Origin of the sequence: Citrobacter sp. Cpo015, assembly GCF_030333035.1 — a bacterium.
Taxonomy (GTDB): Bacteria; Pseudomonadota; Gammaproteobacteria; order Enterobacterales; family Enterobacteriaceae; genus Citrobacter; species Citrobacter portucalensis.
Map to the genome: position 1 here is coordinate 207,915 of NZ_JAOWGS010000028.1, position 19,704 is coordinate 227,618.

Consider the following 19,704-nt stretch of genomic DNA (forward strand, 5'->3'; position numbering starts at 1 on the left):
AAATAGCCGCAATTTTTCGTATTCAACTTGCCCGGCCCGTTGCCGTGCTTACCTAAGAAGATTTGACTATGACGTTGTCTCCTTATTTGCAAGAGGTGGCCAAACGCCGCACTTTTGCCATTATTTCTCACCCGGATGCCGGTAAAACGACAATTACTGAAAAGGTACTGTTATTCGGACAGGCCATTCAGACCGCCGGTACGGTAAAAGGTCGTGGCTCCAGCCAGCATGCAAAATCTGACTGGATGGAAATGGAAAAGCAGCGTGGTATCTCCATTACCACCTCTGTGATGCAGTTTCCGTATCATGACTGCCTGGTGAACCTGCTGGACACCCCGGGGCACGAAGACTTCTCCGAAGATACCTATCGTACTCTGACGGCGGTGGACTGCTGCCTGATGGTTATCGATGCCGCAAAAGGCGTCGAGGATCGTACCCGTAAGCTGATGGAAGTTACCCGTCTGCGCGATACGCCGATCCTGACCTTTATGAACAAACTCGACCGTGACATCCGCGATCCGATGGAGCTGCTGGATGAAGTCGAGAACGAACTGAAAATCGGCTGTGCGCCAATCACCTGGCCGATTGGCTGCGGTAAGTTGTTCAAAGGTGTCTATCACCTTTATAAAGATGAAACTTACCTGTATCAGACCGGTAAAGGACACACCATTCAGGAAGTGCGTGTTGTTAAAGGTCTGAACAACCCGGAACTTGATGCTGCCGTGGGTGAAGACCTGGCGCAGCAGCTGCGCGACGAGCTGGAGCTGGTGCAGGGTGCGTCCAACGAGTTCGACCATGAGCTGTTCCTCGCGGGCGAAATCACCCCGGTCTTCTTCGGTACCGCGCTGGGTAACTTCGGCGTTGACCATATGCTGGACGGCCTAGTGGAGTGGGCGCCTGCGCCGATGCCGCGTAAAACCGACACCCGCGTCGTTGAAGCCTCAGAAGAGAAGTTCACCGGTTTCGTGTTTAAAATTCAGGCCAACATGGACCCGAAACACCGTGACCGCGTGGCGTTCATGCGTGTGGTATCCGGCAAGTATGAGAAAGGCATGAAAATGCGCCAGGTGCGCATTGGTAAAGACGTGGTGATCTCCGACGCACTCACCTTTATGGCCGGTGACCGTTCTCATGTGGAAGAAGCGTATCCGGGCGATATTCTCGGTCTGCATAACCACGGCACTATCCAGATCGGCGATACCTTTACCCAGGGCGAAATGATGAAGTTCACCGGTATTCCGAACTTCGCACCGGAGCTGTTCCGTCGTATTCGCCTGAAGGATCCATTGAAGCAGAAACAGCTGCTGAAAGGGCTGGTTCAGCTGTCAGAAGAGGGCGCAGTGCAGGTATTCCGTCCGATCGCCAATAACGATTTGATCGTGGGCGCTGTCGGTGTGCTGCAGTTTGACGTGGTGGTTTCACGTCTGAAGAGCGAGTACAACGTTGAAGCGATTTATGAATCCGTCAACGTGGCGACTGCGCGCTGGGTAGAATGTTCTGACGTGAAGAAATTCGAAGAGTTTAAGCGTAAGAACGAAATTCAGCTGGCGCTGGATGGCGGCGATAACCTCACCTATATCGCACCAACCATGGTTAACCTGAATCTCACCCAGGAACGTTACCCGGACGTTCAGTTCCGTAAAACACGCGAACACTAATCGACCTTCCAGGGCACGGTATCCGCCGTGTCCTGCAACTTTTCCAGTCTTTTAAATCCCTTGCGGAATGTTCTTAAAACCTCGCGTTTTTCTTTTGTTTGCCTGTTTTTTAATCAATTTTGACTGCGATCACGAAATCGTGAACTATATTTAACAATGTGATGACATAAATATCGGCGTTAAATGCTTTTTAGGCTGCCTGTTGCAGCGTCTATTGCTGATATTTATTTCACTTACAAGATTAGTTGCTGGTTCAGGCCGTGTAACGGCAGAGCATAGCTTTTAGCAAAACATACAGGAATACATCGATGACAATGACAGGACTTAAGATTTCTAAAACGCTGCTGGCCGTGATGCTGACCTCCGCTGTTGCAACGGGTTCTGCTTATGCAGAAAACGCCACGATGGATAAAGCGCAATCCGGCGTCGAAAGTGCGGGGCAGAAAGTCGATAGCTCTATGAACAAAGTCGGTAATTTCATGGATGACAGCACCATCACCGCGAAAGTAAAAGCCGCGCTGGTGGACCACGAAAGCATTAAGAGCACCGATATTTCCGTCAAAACAGATCAAAAGGTGGTGACACTAAGCGGGTTTGTTGAAAGCCAGGCGCAGGCCGAAGAAGCGGTGAAAGTGGCGAAAGGCGTTGAGGGCGTGACCTCCGTTAGCGACAAACTGCATGTGCGTGATAGTAAAGAAACCTCCGTTAAAGGCTATGCGGGCGATACGGCAATCACCAGTGAGGTAAAAGCCAAGCTGCTGGCCGATGATATCGTCCCTTCCCGCAAGGTGAAAGTTGAGACCACCGAGGGCGTTGTGCAACTTTCAGGCACCGTCGATTCACAGGCTCAAAGCGATCGTGCTGAGAGCATCGCCAAAGCGATTGATGGCGTGAAAAGCGTCAAAAACGATCTCAAAACTCAGTAATTAGACTTAATTCGTCCTCCTGACGTTTGTCGGGAGGCGTGTTGTGCACCACACTGAAAATATCGCCGATGGGCAGCCTGAGCGCTCATATCAAGCGGTGAAATTAACTATGGTAAAGGAGAAGCATATGTTTCGATGGGGCATCATATTTCTGGTTATCGCGTTAATTGCCGCCGCACTCGGTTTTGGTGGACTGGCGGGTACTGCAGCCGGCGCAGCGAAAATTGTTTTCGTGGTGGGGATCATTCTGTTTTTGGTCAGCCTGTTTACAGGGCGTAAACGACCCTAGCCCATAGCCGTAAAGAAAAATTGCTACCAAGCCAGTCCAGTGGACTGGCTTTTACGGTTTTAGCGTCAGGCAATTTGCGTTACTTTGTTGTTCTATTACAAAACAACAGGAAGGCAGAGGTGGGGCAGAGAATACCCGTCACGCTCGGTAATATTGCGCCGTTATCGTTACGTCCGTTTCAACCAGGCAATATGGCGCTGGTGTGCGAGGGTGGGGGACAAAGAGGTATCTTTACCGCTGGCGTACTGGATGAATTCATGCGCGCGCAGTTTAACCCTTTTGAGCTCTTCTACGGGACGTCCGCTGGCGCGCAAAACCTTTCAGCCTATCTCTGTAACCAGCCCGGTTACGGTCGCAAAGTTATTATGCGATACACCACCCGACGCGAATTTTTTGACCCGGTACGCTTTGTGCGCGGGGGAAACTTAATCGATCTCGACTGGCTCGTGGATTCGACCGCATCCCAGATGCCGCTGGCGATGGATAACGCCGAGCGTTTGTTTGCCGCAGGGAAAGCGTTTTATATGTGCGCCTGTCGGGGCGATGATTACACGCCCGGCTATTTTTCGCCGAACCGGCAAAACTGGCTCGACCTCATTCGAGCCTCCAGCGCGATTCCCGGGTTCTACCGCACAGGGGTTGTATTGGACGGCGTGAACTATCTGGATGGAGGCGTTAGTGATGCCATACCTGTGCAGGAGGCAGCGAAGCAGGGGGCAAAAACGTTGGTAGTGATTCGCACTGTGCCTTCGCAAATGTACTACACCCCGCAGTGGTTCAAACGTATGGAGCGCTGGTTGGGTGAAAGTAGCCTGCAACCGTTTCTGAATCTGGTGCAGCATCATGAGACCAGCTATCGTGCTATCCAGAGCTTTATTGAGAAGCCGCCGGGCAAGCTGCGTATTTTTGAGATCTATCCGCCAAAACCACTCCATAGCATGGCGTTGGGCAGCCGTATTCCGGCACTGAGGGAAGATTACAAAACCGGACGCCTGTGCGGTCGTTACTTTCTGGCGACAGTCGGCAAACTGTTGGCGAAAAATGCGCCGCTGCCTCGTCAGACGCCGAAGATTGTGGTGCCGGGACCGGTGGTAGTTCCTCCCGCGCCGGTGGCCAACGATGCCCATGTGCCAGTGGTGACCAATGCGCCTCAGGCGAACGACACAACGTTTGATAATGAGGATTTGGCGTGAGTTATCGTTTTATCGATACGCATTGTCACTTTGATTTCCCGCCGTTTACCGGAGATGAATCTGCCAGCATTCAGCGCGCGGCGGAGGTTGGTGTACAGAGCATTATCGTTCCGGCCACCCAGGCGGCGAATTTTCCCCGCGTACTGGCGTTAGCGGAAAATTATCCTCCATTGTTTGCCGCGCTTGGTCTGCATCCCATTGTTATTGAACAACATAGCGATGACTGCCTGGACCAGTTGCAACAGGAGCTGGATAAGCGCCCACAAAAGCTGGTGGCGCTAGGCGAGATTGGATTGGATCTGTATCGGGACGATCCGCAATTCGAAAAGCAAGAGCGGGTGCTGGAAGCGCAGCTAAAGCTGGCGAAGCGGTATGAATTGCCGGTGATCCTGCATTCGCGGCGCACCCATGACAAGCTGGCGATGCACCTGAAACGTCATGCTTTGCCGCGAACTGGCGTGGTGCATGGTTTTTCCGGGAGCGTGCAGCAGGCAGAGCGCTTTGTGCAACTGGGATACAAAATTGGCGTGGGAGGCACCATTACCTATCCGCGCGCCAGTAAAACCCGCGAGGTAATAGCGCAACTGCCGCTGGAATCGCTGTTGCTGGAAACCGACGCGCCGGATATGCCGCTCAACGGCTTTCAGGGGCAGCCTAACCGCCCGGAGCAGGTAGTCAGAGTCTTCGACGTCTTATGCGAACTGCGCCCGGAACCTGCGGACGTGATCGCTGACGCGCTGTATCGTAATACCACGGCGCTGTTTAACATGTGATTGGATGGCGTAGCCAGCCGACAAAAGTGTCCGCTTCGTAGGCCTGATAAGCGAAGCGCATCAGGCATAACTTCGCTGGATCGCGGCTGCGCCTTATCCGGCCTACAAAAGTATGCGCTTCGTAGGCCTGATAAGCGAAGCGCATCAGGCATATCTTTGCCGGATGGCGGCTGTGTTTTTTCCGGCCTGCAAATGATGTAGCCGCATCCGGCAATCACAGGTACAGCGCCGGGAAGATCAAATTATCCACCCTGCGCTCGCGCAATCTTTGCGCCAGGTGTTCCACATCCTTCGGCGTGGCGCTCGGCCAGTCCTTCGCTTCGCCATACACCCCGTGCGCATGAAAGGCATTCAGCCGTACCGGTACGTCACCGGTGCGTTTGATAAACGCCGCCAGCGCATCGATATGCTGTAGATAATCTTCCTGACTAGGAATAACCAGCAGGCGGAGTTCCGCCAGTTTTCTCTGCCCGGACAAAAAGCTAATGCTTTGTTTAATCAGCGTGTTATCGCGGCCGGTAAGCTGCCGATGACACGTGCTGTCCCAGGCTTTTAAATCCAGCATTACGCCGTCGCACACCGGCAGCAGCTTCTGCCAGCCGGTTTCGCTCAGCATGCCGTTGCTGTCGACCATGCAGGTCAGGTGTTGCAACTGCGGATCGGTTTTTATCGCGGTAAATAGCGCCACAATAAAGGGGAGCTGGGTAGTCGCTTCACCGCCACTAACGGTTATCCCTTCGATAAACAGTGACGCTTTACGAATATGTTGCAGCACTTCATCAACGCTCATACTCTGCGCCATCGGCGTGGCCTGCTGGGGGCACATATGCAGGCAGGTGTCACACTGCTGACACACATCGGACTGCCACCACACTTTCCCTGCGCTCAGGCTCAGCGCCTCATGCGGGCAATGCAGCACACACTCCCCGCAGTCGTTGCAGCGTCCCATCGTCCAAGGATTGTGGCAATTTTTACAGCGCAGATTACATCCTTGCAGAAACAGAGCCAGGCGACTGCCCGGCCCATCGACGCAGGAGAAAGGAATCAGCCTACTGACTAAAGCGCATCTGCTGTTCATGGCTAATCACGCGAGGTTGTCGTTCCAGAATGCGCGTATTGCGCGCGGCTTCTTCGCCAAGCCAGGTGGTGTTGGTTCGTGACCCTTCGGCGCGATACTTTTCCAGATCCGACAGGCGCACCATATACCCGGTGACACGGACCAGATCGTTGCCGCTCACGTTGGCGGTAAACTCGCGCATTCCGGCTTTAAACGCCCCGAGGCACAACTGCACCAGCGCCTGAGGATTACGCTTGATGGTTTCATCCAGCGTGAGAATGTCGCTGATCCCGGCGTGATAAAACGCGTGATGTGGCGCGACGGTTTGCAGATGGGTGATCGGGTCCGGCTCATCGCCGTAAGGCAGGCGTGCACCTGGCGTGGTGCCGATGTCAGAACTGATCCCCGACTGTGCATGCAGCATCGCGCGCTGCTTCCAGCCATATTTCACCGGGGTATTTTCGACAAACTCCGCCAGGTAGGCGCTAATACGATAGCCGAGCTGATTGGCGAACTCATCTTTCCCATAGCGCGCATTCTGTCCCGCCTTATCGCACAGCAGGTTCACCGCCTCCGCCAGACCATACATCCCGAACATAGGCACAAAACGTTCGGGATCAATCAACCCTTCCTGCACCAGGAAGCTATTCTCAAAGAAATGTGATTTCTCATAGAGAAATTCACATCGTGAATCAATGATGGCGATTTGCTGCTGGCAGTAGTGCGGTAGGGTGCGCGTAAAGAAGTCATCGACAGAGGTGCTGCGCTCTGCGATGGCTTTCAGATTAAGCCTGACCAGCGTGCTTCCACCCCCGGCGAGCGGCAAAGAGTTGTAACAACTGACGACGCCATACTGACCTTTTGTGAAAATTTTATCATTTTCAGGGCCGTTGGAAATATGCGGCTTACTGCACTCACAGATATTTTGCGCCACGTTGAGCAGCAGATCGTCAGGTGTGATTTGCGGGTCATAAATGAATGTCAGATTAGGCGAAACCTGCTTTAACTCTGCATCCGCGCGTAAAATTGCACGGGTGACTGGTGTATCGGCGGGGCCGATATTGGCATGCATAAACGCGTCTGGCAGGGTTCTGTCGAGATAACGCCAGAAACGTTTTATTCGAATATCGATCTCGTCTTGTGTTAGAATTCTAACATACGGTTGCAGCAGGGCATCGAGCTGGCCGAGATAAACCGGCATCGACGTCACTGACGGAACATGGTGGTAAAGAATAGTGAGTAAGGACAACGCGTCATCAAGATCCCTGGCGCCTTCCAGCTCCAGCCACGATGAGCCATTGGCCAGAAAACGCGCGTAATCGGGTAAAACATAGCGCGGTTTGAACGGGGCATGACCTTCGTACATATCGCAGATTACCCCATCATCCAGCGCCTGACGTGCCTGTGCAGGCAGTTGCGGGTAAGGCAGCGCGTTTTCAGCTTCCAGCGCCAGAAAGTGGCGTTTCTGCTCAGGGCTGAGCACTGGGCTGGTCACGATTTGTTGGCAACGCTGTTGCAGCGCGAGTTCGCTTGAAGTGGGCATCGTTGATTCCTTTTTATCCCGAAGGTGTAACGCCATTGTAGAAAGCAACGCCGCCGCAACCTTTGATCCGGATGCGCCTGATGCCACCGCATCCCTTTAGAAAAGGTGATTTATTTGAAGTAGATCTCATTAGAGTAATGCAAATCTGTATGTGGTTTTCATTAACTGTGATGTATATCGAAGTGTAATTGCGAGCGGATGTTAGAATACTAACAAACTCGCAAGGTGAAATTTTATACGGCGATGCCGTTGGAGAATGTTATGACCGATTTAACAGCAAGCAGCCTGCGTGCACTGAAACTGATGGACCTGACCACTCTGAATGACGACGACACCAATGAAAAAGTGATCGCGCTGTGTCATCAGGCGAAGACCCCGGTTGGCAACACTGCCGCAATCTGTATCTATCCGCGTTTCATCCCTATTGCGCGTAAGACCCTGAAAGAGCAGGGCACGCCGGACATCCGCATTGCAACCGTAACCAACTTCCCACATGGCAACGACGACATCGAGATTGCGCTGGCTGAAACCCGCGCGGCGATTGCTTACGGCGCAGATGAAGTTGACGTGGTGTTCCCGTACCGTGCGCTGATCGCCGGTAATGAGCAGATTGGTTTCGATCTGGTTAAAGCCTGCAAAGACGCGTGTGCGGCGGCAAACGTGCTGCTGAAAGTCATCATCGAAACCGGTGAGTTGAAAGAAGAAGCTCTGATTCGCAAAGCGTCTGAAATCTCCATCAAAGCTGGTGCTGATTTCATCAAAACCTCTACCGGTAAAGTGCCGGTCAATGCGACGCCGGAAAGCGCACGCATCATGATGGAAGTGATCCGCGACATGGGTGTTTCTAAAACTGTAGGTTTCAAACCGGCTGGTGGCGTGCGCACTGCAGAAGATGCACAGCAGTTCCTGGCGATTGCCGATGAACTGTTTGGCGCTGACTGGGCTGATTCTCGTCACTACCGTTTTGGCGCATCCAGCCTGCTGGCGAGCCTGCTGAAAGCGCTGGGTCACGGCGACGGCAAGAGCGCAAGCAGCTACTAAGCCTTATATTGCCGGAGCTGTAGCGACGTAGGCCGGATAAGGCGTAGCCGCCATCCGGCATTAAGACGACTGCCGGGTGGCGCGTTGCTTGCCCGGCCTACAACGGCCTTCTACTCTTTTCCCCTGGGGGTTACCGTGTTTCTCGCACAAGAAATTATTCGTAAAAAACGTGATGGTCATGCGCTGAGCGATGAAGAAATTCGTTTCTTTATCAATGGTATTCGCGACAACACCATCTCTGAAGGGCAAATCGCCGCCCTGGCGATGACCATTTTCTTCCACGATATGACAATGCCTGAGCGAGTTTCGCTGACCATGGCAATGCGTGATTCAGGAACCGTGCTGGACTGGAAAAGCCTGCAGCTGAACGGCCCGATTGTGGATAAACACTCTACCGGCGGTGTAGGTGACGTAACGTCACTGATGTTAGGCCCGATGGTCGCAGCGTGCGGCGGCTATATTCCGATGATCTCCGGGCGTGGCCTAGGGCATACCGGCGGTACACTCGATAAACTGGAAGCGATTCCTGGATTTGACATCTTCCCGGACGACGCGCGCTTCCGTGAAATTATTAAAGACGTGGGTGTGGCGATTATTGGGCAAACCAGCTCGCTCGCACCGGCGGATAAACGTTTTTATGCCACCCGCGATATTACCGCGACGGTGGATTCCATCCCGCTGATTACCGGTTCCATTCTGGCGAAAAAACTGGCGGAAGGGCTGGATGCGCTAGTGATGGATGTGAAAGTGGGCAGCGGCGCCTTTATGCCGACCTACGAGCTTTCTGAAGCTCTTGCTGAAGCGATTGTCGGTGTGGCAAACGGTGCGGGTGTACGTACCACCGCGCTGTTAACCGATATGAATCAGGTGCTGGCCTCCAGCGCAGGTAACGCGGTCGAAGTTCGCGAAGCGGTGCAGTTCCTGACCGGTGAATACCGCAATCCACGTCTGTTAGACGTCACCATGGCGCTGTGCGTGGAAATGCTGATCTCCGGCAATCTGGCGAAAGATGACGCCGAAGCCCGTGCGAAATTGCAGGCGGTGCTGGACAACGGTAAAGCGGCAGAGATTTTTGGTCGCATGGTTGCGGCGCAAAAAGGCCCGACCGATTTCGTCGAAAATTATGCGAAGTATCTGCCGACGGCAATGCTCAGCAAAGCGGTATATGCTGATACCGAAGGCTTTGTCAGCGCGATGGATACCCGCGCGCTGGGGATGGCGGTCGTTTCCATGGGTGGCGGTCGTCGTCAGGCTTCGGACACCATTGATTACAGCGTTGGCTTTAGCGATATGGCGCGTCTGGGCGACAGCGTAGACGGACAACGCCCGCTGGCGGTGATCCACGCGAAAGACGAAGCCAGCTGGCAGGAAGCGGCGAAAGCGGTCAAAGCGGCAATTAGCCTTGACGATAAAGCGCCAGAAATTACACCGACAGTCTATCGTCGTATTACCGAATAACTGTATACTGATCTGATCGCTTTTTTGCGGCGCAGATGTATGGAGAACAAGATGAAACGTGCATTTATTATGGTGCTGGACTCCTTTGGTATTGGTGCGACTGAAGATGCGGATCGCTTTGGCGACGTAGGTTCAGACACTATGGGACACATTGCAGAAGCCTGTGCGAAAGGTGAGGCTGACAATAGTCGCAAAGGTCCACTGAATCTGCCTAACCTGACCCGTCTGGGCCTGGTGAAAGCTCACGAAGGTTCTACCGGTAAAATTGCTGCTGGTATGGACGGTAACGCGGAAGTGATTGGTGCCTACGCATGGGCGCATGAACTTTCTTCCGGGAAAGACACGCCGTCTGGCCACTGGGAAATCGCGGGTGTCCCGGTTCTGTTTGATTGGGGTTATTTCTCCGATCATGAAAACAGCTTCCCGCAGGAACTGCTGGATAAACTGGTAAAACGTGCCAACCTGCCAGGCTACCTCGGCAACTGCCACTCTTCCGGTACCGTGATCCTGGATCAACTGGGTGAAGAGCATATGAAAACCGGCAAGCCGATTTTCTATACCTCCGCTGACTCCGTGTTCCAGATTGCCTGCCACGAAGAGACGTTTGGCCTGGATAAACTCTACGAGCTGTGCGAAATCGCACGTGAAGAGCTGACCGAAGGTGGTTACAACATCGGTCGTGTTATCGCACGTCCGTTCATCGGTGATAAAGCCGGTAACTTCCAGCGTACCGGTAACCGTCACGACCTGGCCGTTGAGCCGCCAGCACCGACCGTGCTGCAGAAACTGGTCGACGAAAAAGACGGTCACGTGGTTTCCGTCGGTAAAATTGCGGATATCTACGCTAACTGCGGCATCACCAAAAAAGTGAAAGCCACCGGTCTGGACGCGCTGTTCGACGCCACCATCAAAGAGATGAAAGAAGCAGGTGATAAGACCATCGTCTTCACCAACTTCGTTGATTTCGACTCTTCCTGGGGACATCGTCGCGATATCGCCGGTTATGCTGCGGGCCTGGAACTGTTCGACCGCCGTCTGCCTGAGCTGATGGAGCTGGTGGGTGAAGATGACATTCTGATCCTAACCGCTGACCACGGCTGCGACCCAAGCTGGACCGGCACTGACCACACCCGTGAACACATCCCGGTACTCGTCTACGGCCCGAAAGTGAAACCAGGTTCTTTAGGTCACCGTGAAACCTTCGCGGATATCGGTCAGACGCTGGCGAGCTACTTTGGTACGTCACCAATGGACTACGGTAAAAACATGCTGTAATACCCGTTGTCTTTCGCGCTGTAGATGCGTTGACTTCATTCGCTCACCCCGGTCACATAGTGAATCTATGCTCCCGGGGATTCACGAATTCGTCGCCTTCCTACAACGCGAAATCCTTAGGGTATTTCACTGTTTTGCATACGTTTTGTAGGCCTGATAAGGCGTAGCCGCCATCAGGCAATAACAACGAAATAAGGACAAAAAATGGCAACTCCACATATTAATGCAGAAATGGGTGATTTCGCTGACGTCGTATTGATGCCGGGCGACCCGCTGCGTGCAAAACATATTGCTGAAACTTTCCTCGAAGATGTTCGTGAAGTGAACAACGTTCGCGGTATGTTAGGTTTCACCGGTACTTACAAAGGCCGTAAGATCTCCGTTATGGGTCACGGTATGGGTATCCCGTCCTGCTCCATCTACACCAAAGAGCTGATCACCGATTTCGGCGTGAAGAAAATCATTCGCGTAGGCTCCTGCGGCGCTGTGCGTATGGACGTTAAACTGCGTGACGTGGTTATCGGTATGGGTGCTTGCACCGACTCCAAAGTTAACCGTATCCGTTTTAAAGATCATGACTTCGCTGCTATCGCTGACTTTGACATGGTGCGTAACGCGGTTGATGCGGCAAAAGCACTGGGTGTAGACGCGCGCGTGGGCAACCTGTTCTCTGCTGACCTGTTCTACTCTCCGGACGGTGAAATGTTCGACGTGATGGAAAAATACGGCGTGCTGGGCGTGGAAATGGAAGCGGCGGGCATCTACGGTGTTGCTGCGGAGTTTGGTGCAAAAGCGCTGACCATCTGCACCGTTTCCGACCATATCCGTACTCACGAGCAGACCACTGCCGCTGAACGTCAGACGACCTTCAACGACATGATCAAAATCGCGCTGGAATCCGTTCTGCTGGGCGATAAAGAGTAAGGGTTGTTGTGGCCCGGTGGCGCTTCGCTTACCGGGCCTACGGGAATGCCGCTATTAATGCCTGATGGCGCTTCGCTTATCAGGCCTACAGGAGCGGTCTTGTAGGCCGGATAAGGCGCAGCCGCCATCCGGCAATTCGCCACTAATCGCTTAACGCACGGCCTTCGCCACCCACGCTGCCAGTTCACGCAGCTCGTTTTCCTGATCCGCATATTCCGTAACCAGCGCTTCGCAAGTCTGCTGTAAAACAACGGCGCGGTACTGGCAGCCCTGTAGCCGCTCCGCCAGCGCTTCTAACGGCGCGGGATTGAGACTGTCGGTAAACACCTGTGTGCGCGTGATATGACCTTTTTCGACGTCGAAATGCAGCTCAACGCCACCCCAGGTGAAACGCTCGTCCAGCAGATGCGAGAAAGCAGGTGCCTGACCAAAATTCCATTCCCAACTGCTCTGGCGGGCAAAGGTTTCGGCAAAATTTGGCAGATCCGGCGTTTTATCCGGTGAGATCACTTCCGCTTCAACGCGTTCGCCATAATGAGCAAAAAAGGCTTCCGTGATGGCCTGACAGACCTGTTCATGGGTGATGCCCGGTAACAGCTCCGTCAAATTCGCCACCCGTGAGCGGACAGAGGTGATCCCCTTTGCCGCGAGTTTCTTTTTGTCGGGATTGAGATAATTTGCCAGGCGGCTGAGATCGGCATTTAGCAGCAGCGTGCCGTGGTGGAAGCCGCGATCTTTCGTTTCCCGATAAGCAGAGCCTGAAACCTTGCGATCGCCGTCTGGCGTTTTCACAACCAGATCGTTACGCCCGGAGGCGTCCGCCGTCACACCCAGAGAATTCAATGCGTTGAGGACAATCGCGGTGGAAATGGTTTTGTCGTATTCCGGTTTACCGGCCATAAAGGTAAAGCAGGTATTGCCTAAGTCATGGAACACCGCGCCGCCGCCGCTGCTACGGCGGGCGAGCCGCACGTTGTCTTCCTCCATACGGCGGGTATTACACTCTTTCCACGGGTTTTGCGCCCGGCCAATCACCACCGTATCGGCGTTACGCCACAAGAACAGGACGCGCTGCGTGGCGGGCATCTGGCGAAAAATGCACTCTTCGACCGCGAGGTTAAACCACGGATCGTAAGAGTCTGAGATAAGCAGGCGTAGTGTAGTCATGGTTGATTTCCCTTCTGTTTTACAGTTTTTACTGCTTTTACTCTTTTTTCTCGTTGTCTTCTTCCTGCACCGGTTTGTTGGCGGTCAGCAGGAAAGGGGATTGCTGCCAGCGGGTACGCTTGCCTTGCAATAAGGTACGGGTGAGCACGACGCCAATCGCCAGCGCCAGCAGCAGCATCAGGCGTAAGATATTGGTGGTGTTATCTACCTGCTTCGCCTCGGTGGCGAGGGTGTGGGTATCCAGCGTCAGACGCAAATAGCCCAGCGGACCATTTTTCCCCTGAATGGGTTCGACAATCTGCTGGTTAAAATAACCCCCGGCTTTTTTGCCGTCGAGCGCCAGTCGGTCACGAACGTTGACGCTCTCGCCGGTGCGCGTAATCAGGTCTCCCTGTTCATCGTATACGCCAGCGTCCAGAATACGGCTACTTTCCGTCAGCTGTGTGAGTACCGCTTTGATGCGATTTTCATCCGGCGTTTCGGTACGCATTAGCGGAGCAACATTTAGCGCCACCTGGCGGGCCAGCGTACGGGCCAGCTCTTCGAGCTGCGGATTACGCTGCTGCTGGTGACTTTGACTAAACCAGGATGCGCCCTGCATCAGGGCGACGAGCAGCGCAAGACAGAACAATACAATCACTGCACGATGAAGTCGGAATTTTAGTTTTGCGCGAGCCATATTCCACCTGCTGAAAATTTGAGACTTAATGTTGCCAGAAGCGCTGGTTACAGGGTAGCCTCATGCGTTATTTTCCCCTGATGATTCCGACCCGAACGATTTTACAGGAGCTTTAATGCCTAACATAACCTGGTGCGATCTACCTGAAGATGTTTCTCTGTGGCCAGGTCTGCCTCTCTCTTTAAGTGGCGATGAAGTCATGCCGCTGGACTACCACGCGGGCCGCAGTGGCTGGCTGCTGTACGGTCGTGGGCTGGATAAACAACGTTTAACGCAATACCAGAGCAAACTGGGTGCAGCGATGGTGATTGTTGCTGCCTGGTGCGTCGAGGATTATCAGGTGATTCGCCTGGCGGGTTCGTTAACGCCGCGCGCGGCAAAACTGGCGCATGATGCCAAACTGGATGTTGCCCCGTTAGGCAAAATTCCGCATCTGCGCACACCGGGTTTACTGGTGATGGACATGGACTCAACGGCAATCCAGATCGAATGCATTGATGAAATTGCTAAACTGGCTGGAACCGGTGAGATGGTTGCGGAAGTCACGGAACGTGCAATGCGCGGCGAACTGGACTTTACCGCCAGCCTGCGTAGTCGCGTGGCGACGCTGAAGGGCGCTGATGCCAATATTCTGCACCAGGTGCGCGAAACGCTACCGCTGATGCCAGGCCTGACACAGCTGGTGTTAAAACTGGAAACGCTCGGCTGGAAAGTGGCTATTGCCTCTGGCGGCTTTACCTTCTTTGCCGATTACCTGCGTAATAAACTGCGTCTGACGGCGGCTGTAGCAAACGAGCTGGAGATCATGGACGGTAAATTTACCGGCAACGTGATCGGCGATATCGTCGATGCCCAGTACAAAGCCAATACCCTGACTCGCCTGGCACAAGAATATGAGATCCCGATGGCGCAGACGGTGGCGATCGGCGACGGTGCTAACGATCTGCCGATGATCAAAACGGCCGGGCTGGGTATTGCGTATCATGCTAAACCGAAAGTGAATGAAAAGACGGAGATTACTATCCGCCACGCTGACCTGATGGGCGTGTTCTGCATTCTCTCCGGCAGCATGAACCAGAAATGATTAAATTGCCCGATTGCAAGGTGTCCGTAGGCCGGATAAGCGCCTGCGCCATCCGGCAAAAGCGTTAACGAAAGAGGTAAAACGTGGCCAAAGCTCCAAAACGCGCCTTTGTTTGTAATGAATGCGGGGCCGATTACCCGCGCTGGCAGGGGCAATGCAGCGCCTGTCAGGCCTGGAATACCATTACCGAGGTGCGCCTTGCCGCATCGCCAACGGTGGCGCGTAACGAGCGGCTCAGTGGCTATGCCGGGAATGCGGGCGTGGCAAAAGTGCAGAAGCTGTCTGACATCAGCCTTGAAGAACTGCCGCGTTTTTCCACTGGATTTAAAGAGTTTGACCGCGTGCTGGGCGGTGGTGTGGTACCCGGCAGCGCTATTCTGATTGGCGGTAACCCCGGCGCGGGGAAATCAACGCTGCTGCTGCAAACGCTGTGCAAGCTCGCTGAGCAGATGAAAACTCTGTACGTCACCGGTGAAGAGTCACTGCAGCAGGTGGCGATGCGTGCGCACCGGCTCGGTTTGCCGACAGCGAATCTGAATATGCTGTCGGAAACCAGTATCGAACAAATTTGCCTGATTGCCGAAGAAGAACAGCCGAAGCTGATGGTGATCGACTCCATTCAGGTAATGCACATGGCGGATATTCAGTCTTCGCCGGGCAGCGTGGCGCAGGTGCGTGAAACGGCGGCTTACCTGACGCGCTTTGCCAAAACGCGCGGCGTGGCGATTGTCATGGTCGGCCACGTCACCAAAGACGGCTCGCTGGCCGGGCCGAAGGTGCTCGAACACTGTATTGACTGTTCGGTACTGCTCGACGGTGACGCCGATTCCCGTTTCCGTACTCTGCGTAGCCATAAAAACCGCTTTGGCGCGGTGAACGAACTGGGCGTCTTTGCTATGACCGAACAGGGCCTGCGTGAAGTCAGCAACCCTTCCGCTATCTTCTTAAGCCGTGGCGATGAGGTCACCTCCGGCAGTTCGGTGATGGTGGTCTGGGAAGGTACGCGCCCGCTGCTGGTAGAGATTCAGGCGCTGGTCGATCACTCAATGATGGCGAACCCGCGTCGCGTGGCGGTCGGTCTGGAACAGAACCGTCTGGCGATTCTGCTGGCGGTGCTGCATCGTCACGGTGGCTTGCAGATGGCGGATCAGGACGTGTTTGTTAACGTAGTCGGCGGCGTAAAAGTTACCGAAACCAGCGCCGACCTGGCGTTGCTGCTGGCAATGGTCTCCAGCCTGCGTGACAGACCGCTGCCACAGGATTTAGTGGTCTTTGGCGAAGTGGGGTTGGCGGGCGAAATCCGTCCGGTACCCAGCGGGCAGGAGCGTATTTCGGAAGCGGCGAAGCACGGCTTTCGCCGGGCGATTGTCCCTGCCGCTAACGTACCGAAAAAAGTACCGGAAGGCATGCAGGTCTTTGGCGTTAAGAAGCTTGCGGATGCGTTAAGCGTGTTTGACGACCTATAATCAAATACCCGTACATACTGATTTTGTAGGCCTGATAAGCGAAGCGCCATCAGGCAGTGTTACGCGATTTTTCCAGCAGGAGGCTCTTGTGTCATTTGAATATCTGAAAACCGCCATAAAGCAAAAGGGCTGTACCCTGCAACAGGTGGCGGATGCCAGTGGCATGACCAAGGGATACCTAAGCCAACTGCTGAATGCCAAAATCAAAAGCCCCAGCGCGCAGAAGCTGGAGGCGTTGCACCGTTTTCTCGGGCTGGAGTTTCCGCGCCAGCAGAAAAATATCGGTGTGGTATTCGGCAAGTTTTATCCGCTGCACACCGGCCATATCTATCTTATCCAGCGCGCCTGTAGCCAGGTCGATGAACTGCATATCATCATGGGCTATGACGACACGCGCGATCGCAGCCTGTTTGAAGACAGTGCCATGTCGCAACAGCCTACGGTGCCCGATCGTTTACGCTGGCTGCTGCAAACCTTTAAGTATCAGAAAAATATCCGTATTCATGCCTTCAACGAAGAGGGCATGGAGCCGTATCCGCACGGCTGGGACGTGTGGAGCAACGGGATCAAAACGTTTATGCAGGAGAAAGGGATCCAGCCAAACTGGATCTACACCTCTGAAGAATCAGATGCCCCGCAGTATCTCGAACATCTGGGGATCGAAACCGTGCTGGTGGATCCTAAGCGGACGTTCATGAGCATCAGCGGCGGGCAAATCCGTGAAAACCCGTTTCGCTACTGGGAGTATATTCCGACCGAAGTGAAGCCGTTTTTCGTGCGCACCGTGGCGATCCTCGGCGGGGAGTCGAGCGGTAAATCGACGCTGGTGAACAAGCTCGCCAATATTTTTAATACCACCAGTGCGTGGGAATACGGGCGTGATTATGTCTTCTCCCATTTGGGCGGCGATGAGATGGCGTTGCAGTATTCTGACTACGATAAAATCGCCTTAGGACAAGCGCAATACATTGATTTTGCTGTTAAGTACGCCAATAAAGTGGCGTTCATCGACACCGATTTCGTGACCACTCAGGCCTTCTGTAAAAAGTATGAAGGGCGTGAACACCCGTTTGTGCAAGCGCTTATTGATGAGTATCGCTTCGACCTGGTGATCCTGTTGGAAAACAACACCCCGTGGGTGGCGGATGGCTTACGCAGCCTTGGAAGCTCAGTTGACAGAAAAGCGTTTCAGACGCTGCTGGTCGAGATGCTGCAGGAAAACAATATCAATTTCGTGCACGTTCAGGAGCCTGACTACGACGGTCGCTTCCTGCGCTGCGTGGAGTTGGTGAAAGAGTTGATGGGCGAGCAGAGGTAGGTTTTAATGCCGGATGCGCTGCGCTTATCCGGCCTACAAGTCGCACTAACCTCATAGACAGGATGGCGCTGCGCTTATTCGGCCTACAAGTCGCACTAACCTCGTAGGCCGGATAAGGCGTAAAGCCGCCATCCGGCACTTAACGCTAATTACTTAGAAATACGCTTGTACTTAATACGTTTCGGCTCCAGCGCATCGGCGCCCAGCGTACGTTTCTTGTACTCTTCGTATTCGGTAAAGTTACCTTCGAAGAACTCAACCTTACCTTCATCCTGGTAATCCAGAATGTGGGTGGCGATACGGTCGAGGAACCAACGGTCGTGCGAGATAACCATCGCGCAGCCCGGGAATTCCAGCAGGGCGTTTTCCAGCGCGCGCAGGGTCTCGATATCCAGGTCGTTGGTTGGTTCATCGAGCAGCAGCATGTTGCCGCCAACCTGCAGCAGCTTCGCCAGGTGCAGACGGCCACGCTCACCACCGGACAGCTCGCCGACGCGTTTGCCCTGATCCACACCTTTGAAGTTGAAGCGGCCCACGTAGGCACGGCTTGGCATCTCGGTGTTGCCGATTCGCATGATATCCAGCCCGCCGGAAACTTCTTCCCACACGGTTTTGCTGTTGTCCATGGCGTCACGGAACTGGTCAACGGAGGCCAGTTTGACGGTTTCACCCAGCGTGATGGTGCCGCTGTCAGGCTGTTCCTGACCGGACATCATACGGAACAGGGTAGATTTACCCGCGCCGTTCGGACCGATGATGCCGACAATTGCGCCTTTCGGTACGGAGAAAGTCAGATCGTCGATCAGAACGCGATCGCCGTAGGATTTACGCAGATTGGTGACTTCAACGACTTTATCGCCCAGACGTGCTCCAGGTGGAATAAACAGTTCGTTGGTTTCGTTACGTTTCTGGTATTCGGTGTTGTTCAGCTCTTCAAAGCGTGCCAGACGGGCTTTACCCTTAGACTGACGACCTTTAGCGCCCTGACGCACCCACTCCAGCTCTTTCTCAATGGATTTACGGCGAGCCGCTTCCTGAGAGGCTTCCTGGGCCAGACGCTGATCTTTCTGCTCCAGCCAGGAAGAGTAGTTACCTTCCCACGGAATACCTTCACCACGGTCCAGCTCCAGGATCCAGCCCGCAACGTTGTCGAGGAAGTAACGGTCGTGGGTAATCGCCACTACGGTGCCTTCGAAATCGTGCAGGAAGCGTTCCAGCCACGCGACGGATTCCGCATCCAGGTGGTTGGTCGGTTCGTCGAGCAGCAGCATGTCTGGTTTTTCCAGCAGCAGGCGGCACAGAGCAACGCGGCGGCGTTCACCACCGGAGAGATTCTCAATTTTAGCGTCCCAGTCCGGCAGACGCAGGGCGTCAGCGGCACGCTCAAGCTGCACGTTCAGGTTATGGCCGTCGTGCGCCTGGATAATTTCTTCAAACTTGCCCTGTTGTGCGGCCAGTTTATCGAAGTCGGCGTCCGGCTCGGCGTACTTGGCGTAAACTTCATCCAGACCTTTCAGTGCACTAACCACTTCGGCAACCGCTTCTTCAACGGATTCACGAACGGTATGTTCTGGGTTCAGTTTTGGTTCCTGCGGCAGGTAACCGATTTTAATGCCTGGCTGTGGGCGAGCTTCACCTTCGATATCGGTATCAATACCGGCCATGATGCGCAGCAGGGTAGATTTACCCGCACCGTTCAGACCGAGAACACCGATTTTGGCGCCCGGGAAGAAGCTCAGTGAGATGTTTTTAAGAATATGACGTTTCGGCGGAACGACTTTGCCGACACGATGCATGGTATAAACGAATTGAGCCACGTGGACTTCGCCTCTTTTATAGTGATGAATAGAGTT

Annotated in this window: 17 protein-coding genes; 12 read left to right on the plus strand and 5 right to left on the minus strand. The window is 54.0% G+C overall.

What is annotated here, in order from left to right; translation table 11 throughout:
• Positions 1-68 precede the first annotated feature (68 nt).
• The 5 genes from prfC (at position 69) to OGY67_RS10270 (ending at position 4,839) form a co-directional block, all read left to right on the plus strand.
• Positions 69-1,658 (plus strand): peptide chain release factor 3, encoded by a 1,590-nt coding sequence (prfC, locus tag OGY67_RS10250; protein WP_003829982.1) that lies wholly within the window; start codon positions 69-71, stop codon positions 1,656-1,658.
• Positions 1,659-1,966: 308 nt separating this feature from the next.
• Complete coding sequence (gene osmY, locus OGY67_RS10255) at positions 1,967-2,584, plus strand: molecular chaperone OsmY (protein WP_048214994.1); 618 nt, start codon at positions 1,967-1,969, stop codon at positions 2,582-2,584.
• Between the two features lie 127 nt (positions 2,585-2,711).
• Positions 2,712-2,873 carry a DUF1328 domain-containing protein gene (locus OGY67_RS10260; protein ID WP_003019081.1) on the plus strand — a complete coding sequence of 54 codons (162 nt, stop codon included), beginning with the start codon at positions 2,712-2,714 and terminating at the stop codon, positions 2,871-2,873.
• Between the two features lie 119 nt (positions 2,874-2,992).
• On the plus strand, positions 2,993-4,066 hold the full coding sequence (locus OGY67_RS10265; protein ID WP_032942313.1) for a patatin-like phospholipase family protein: 1,074 nt from the start codon (positions 2,993-2,995) through the stop codon (positions 4,064-4,066).
• Positions 4,063-4,839: a metal-dependent hydrolase gene (locus OGY67_RS10270; protein ID WP_174770728.1), complete on the plus strand. Its 777-nt coding sequence runs from the start codon at positions 4,063-4,065 to the stop codon at positions 4,837-4,839. The genes OGY67_RS10265 and OGY67_RS10270 overlap by 4 nt, the downstream gene beginning before the upstream one ends.
• A gap of 214 nt (positions 4,840-5,053) precedes the next feature.
• Here the strand turns inward: OGY67_RS10270 and OGY67_RS10275 are convergent, their stop codons facing one another.
• Positions 5,054-5,917 (minus strand): YjjW family glycine radical enzyme activase, encoded by an 864-nt coding sequence (locus tag OGY67_RS10275; protein ID WP_286573931.1) that lies wholly within the window; start codon positions 5,915-5,917, stop codon positions 5,054-5,056.
• A complete protein-coding gene (locus OGY67_RS10280) occupies positions 5,889-7,439 on the minus strand; it encodes a YjjI family glycine radical enzyme (RefSeq protein ID WP_111466148.1) in 1,551 nt (516 codons plus the stop codon). The genes OGY67_RS10275 and OGY67_RS10280 overlap by 29 nt, the downstream gene beginning before the upstream one ends.
• A 261-nt stretch (positions 7,440-7,700) precedes the next feature.
• Between OGY67_RS10280 and deoC the strand changes: the two genes are divergently transcribed.
• The 4 genes from deoC to deoD all read left to right on the plus strand — a co-directional run bounded on the left by deoC (position 7,701) and on the right by deoD (position 12,137).
• A complete protein-coding gene (deoC, locus tag OGY67_RS10285; RefSeq protein ID WP_003019042.1) occupies positions 7,701-8,480 on the plus strand; it encodes a deoxyribose-phosphate aldolase in 780 nt (259 codons plus the stop codon).
• Between the two features lie 135 nt (positions 8,481-8,615).
• Positions 8,616-9,938, plus strand: a complete 1,323-nt coding sequence (gene deoA, locus OGY67_RS10290) for a thymidine phosphorylase (RefSeq protein ID WP_016151609.1) — start codon at positions 8,616-8,618, stop codon at positions 9,936-9,938.
• Between the two features lie 51 nt (positions 9,939-9,989).
• Complete coding sequence (gene deoB / locus OGY67_RS10295; RefSeq protein ID WP_219987405.1) at positions 9,990-11,213, plus strand: phosphopentomutase; 1,224 nt, start codon at positions 9,990-9,992, stop codon at positions 11,211-11,213.
• A gap of 204 nt (positions 11,214-11,417) precedes the next feature.
• Complete coding sequence (gene deoD, locus OGY67_RS10300; RefSeq protein WP_000224864.1) at positions 11,418-12,137, plus strand: purine-nucleoside phosphorylase; 720 nt, start codon at positions 11,418-11,420, stop codon at positions 12,135-12,137.
• 150 nt (positions 12,138-12,287) lie between these two features.
• Here deoD and lplA read toward each other — a convergent pair whose 3' ends face one another.
• Both lplA and OGY67_RS10310 read right to left on the minus strand, forming a co-directional pair.
• A complete protein-coding gene (lplA, locus tag OGY67_RS10305; protein WP_286573932.1) occupies positions 12,288-13,304 on the minus strand; it encodes a lipoate--protein ligase in 1,017 nt (338 codons plus the stop codon).
• 37 nt (positions 13,305-13,341) lie between these two features.
• Entirely contained in the window at positions 13,342-13,983 is a 642-nt protein-coding gene (locus OGY67_RS10310; protein ID WP_286573933.1) for a YtjB family periplasmic protein, read from the minus strand.
• 115 nt (positions 13,984-14,098) lie between these two features.
• Between OGY67_RS10310 and serB the strand changes: the two genes are divergently transcribed.
• From serB to nadR, 3 genes are all read left to right on the plus strand, one after another.
• Positions 14,099-15,067: a phosphoserine phosphatase gene (serB, locus tag OGY67_RS10315; RefSeq protein ID WP_003829946.1), complete on the plus strand. Its 969-nt coding sequence runs from the start codon at positions 14,099-14,101 to the stop codon at positions 15,065-15,067.
• A gap of 83 nt (positions 15,068-15,150) precedes the next feature.
• Positions 15,151-16,533, plus strand: coding sequence for a DNA repair protein RadA (gene radA / locus OGY67_RS10320; RefSeq protein ID WP_003829944.1), 1,383 nt, complete (start codon positions 15,151-15,153; stop codon positions 16,531-16,533).
• A gap of 88 nt (positions 16,534-16,621) precedes the next feature.
• Positions 16,622-17,851: a multifunctional transcriptional regulator/nicotinamide-nucleotide adenylyltransferase/ribosylnicotinamide kinase NadR gene (gene nadR / locus OGY67_RS10325; RefSeq protein ID WP_003829942.1), complete on the plus strand. Its 1,230-nt coding sequence runs from the start codon at positions 16,622-16,624 to the stop codon at positions 17,849-17,851.
• Positions 17,852-18,000: 149 nt separating this feature from the next.
• On the opposite strand, the gene ettA is transcribed toward nadR, so the two are convergent.
• Positions 18,001-19,668, minus strand: coding sequence for an energy-dependent translational throttle protein EttA (gene ettA / locus OGY67_RS10330; protein ID WP_032942320.1), 1,668 nt, complete (start codon positions 19,666-19,668; stop codon positions 18,001-18,003).
• Positions 19,669-19,704 lie beyond the last annotated feature (36 nt).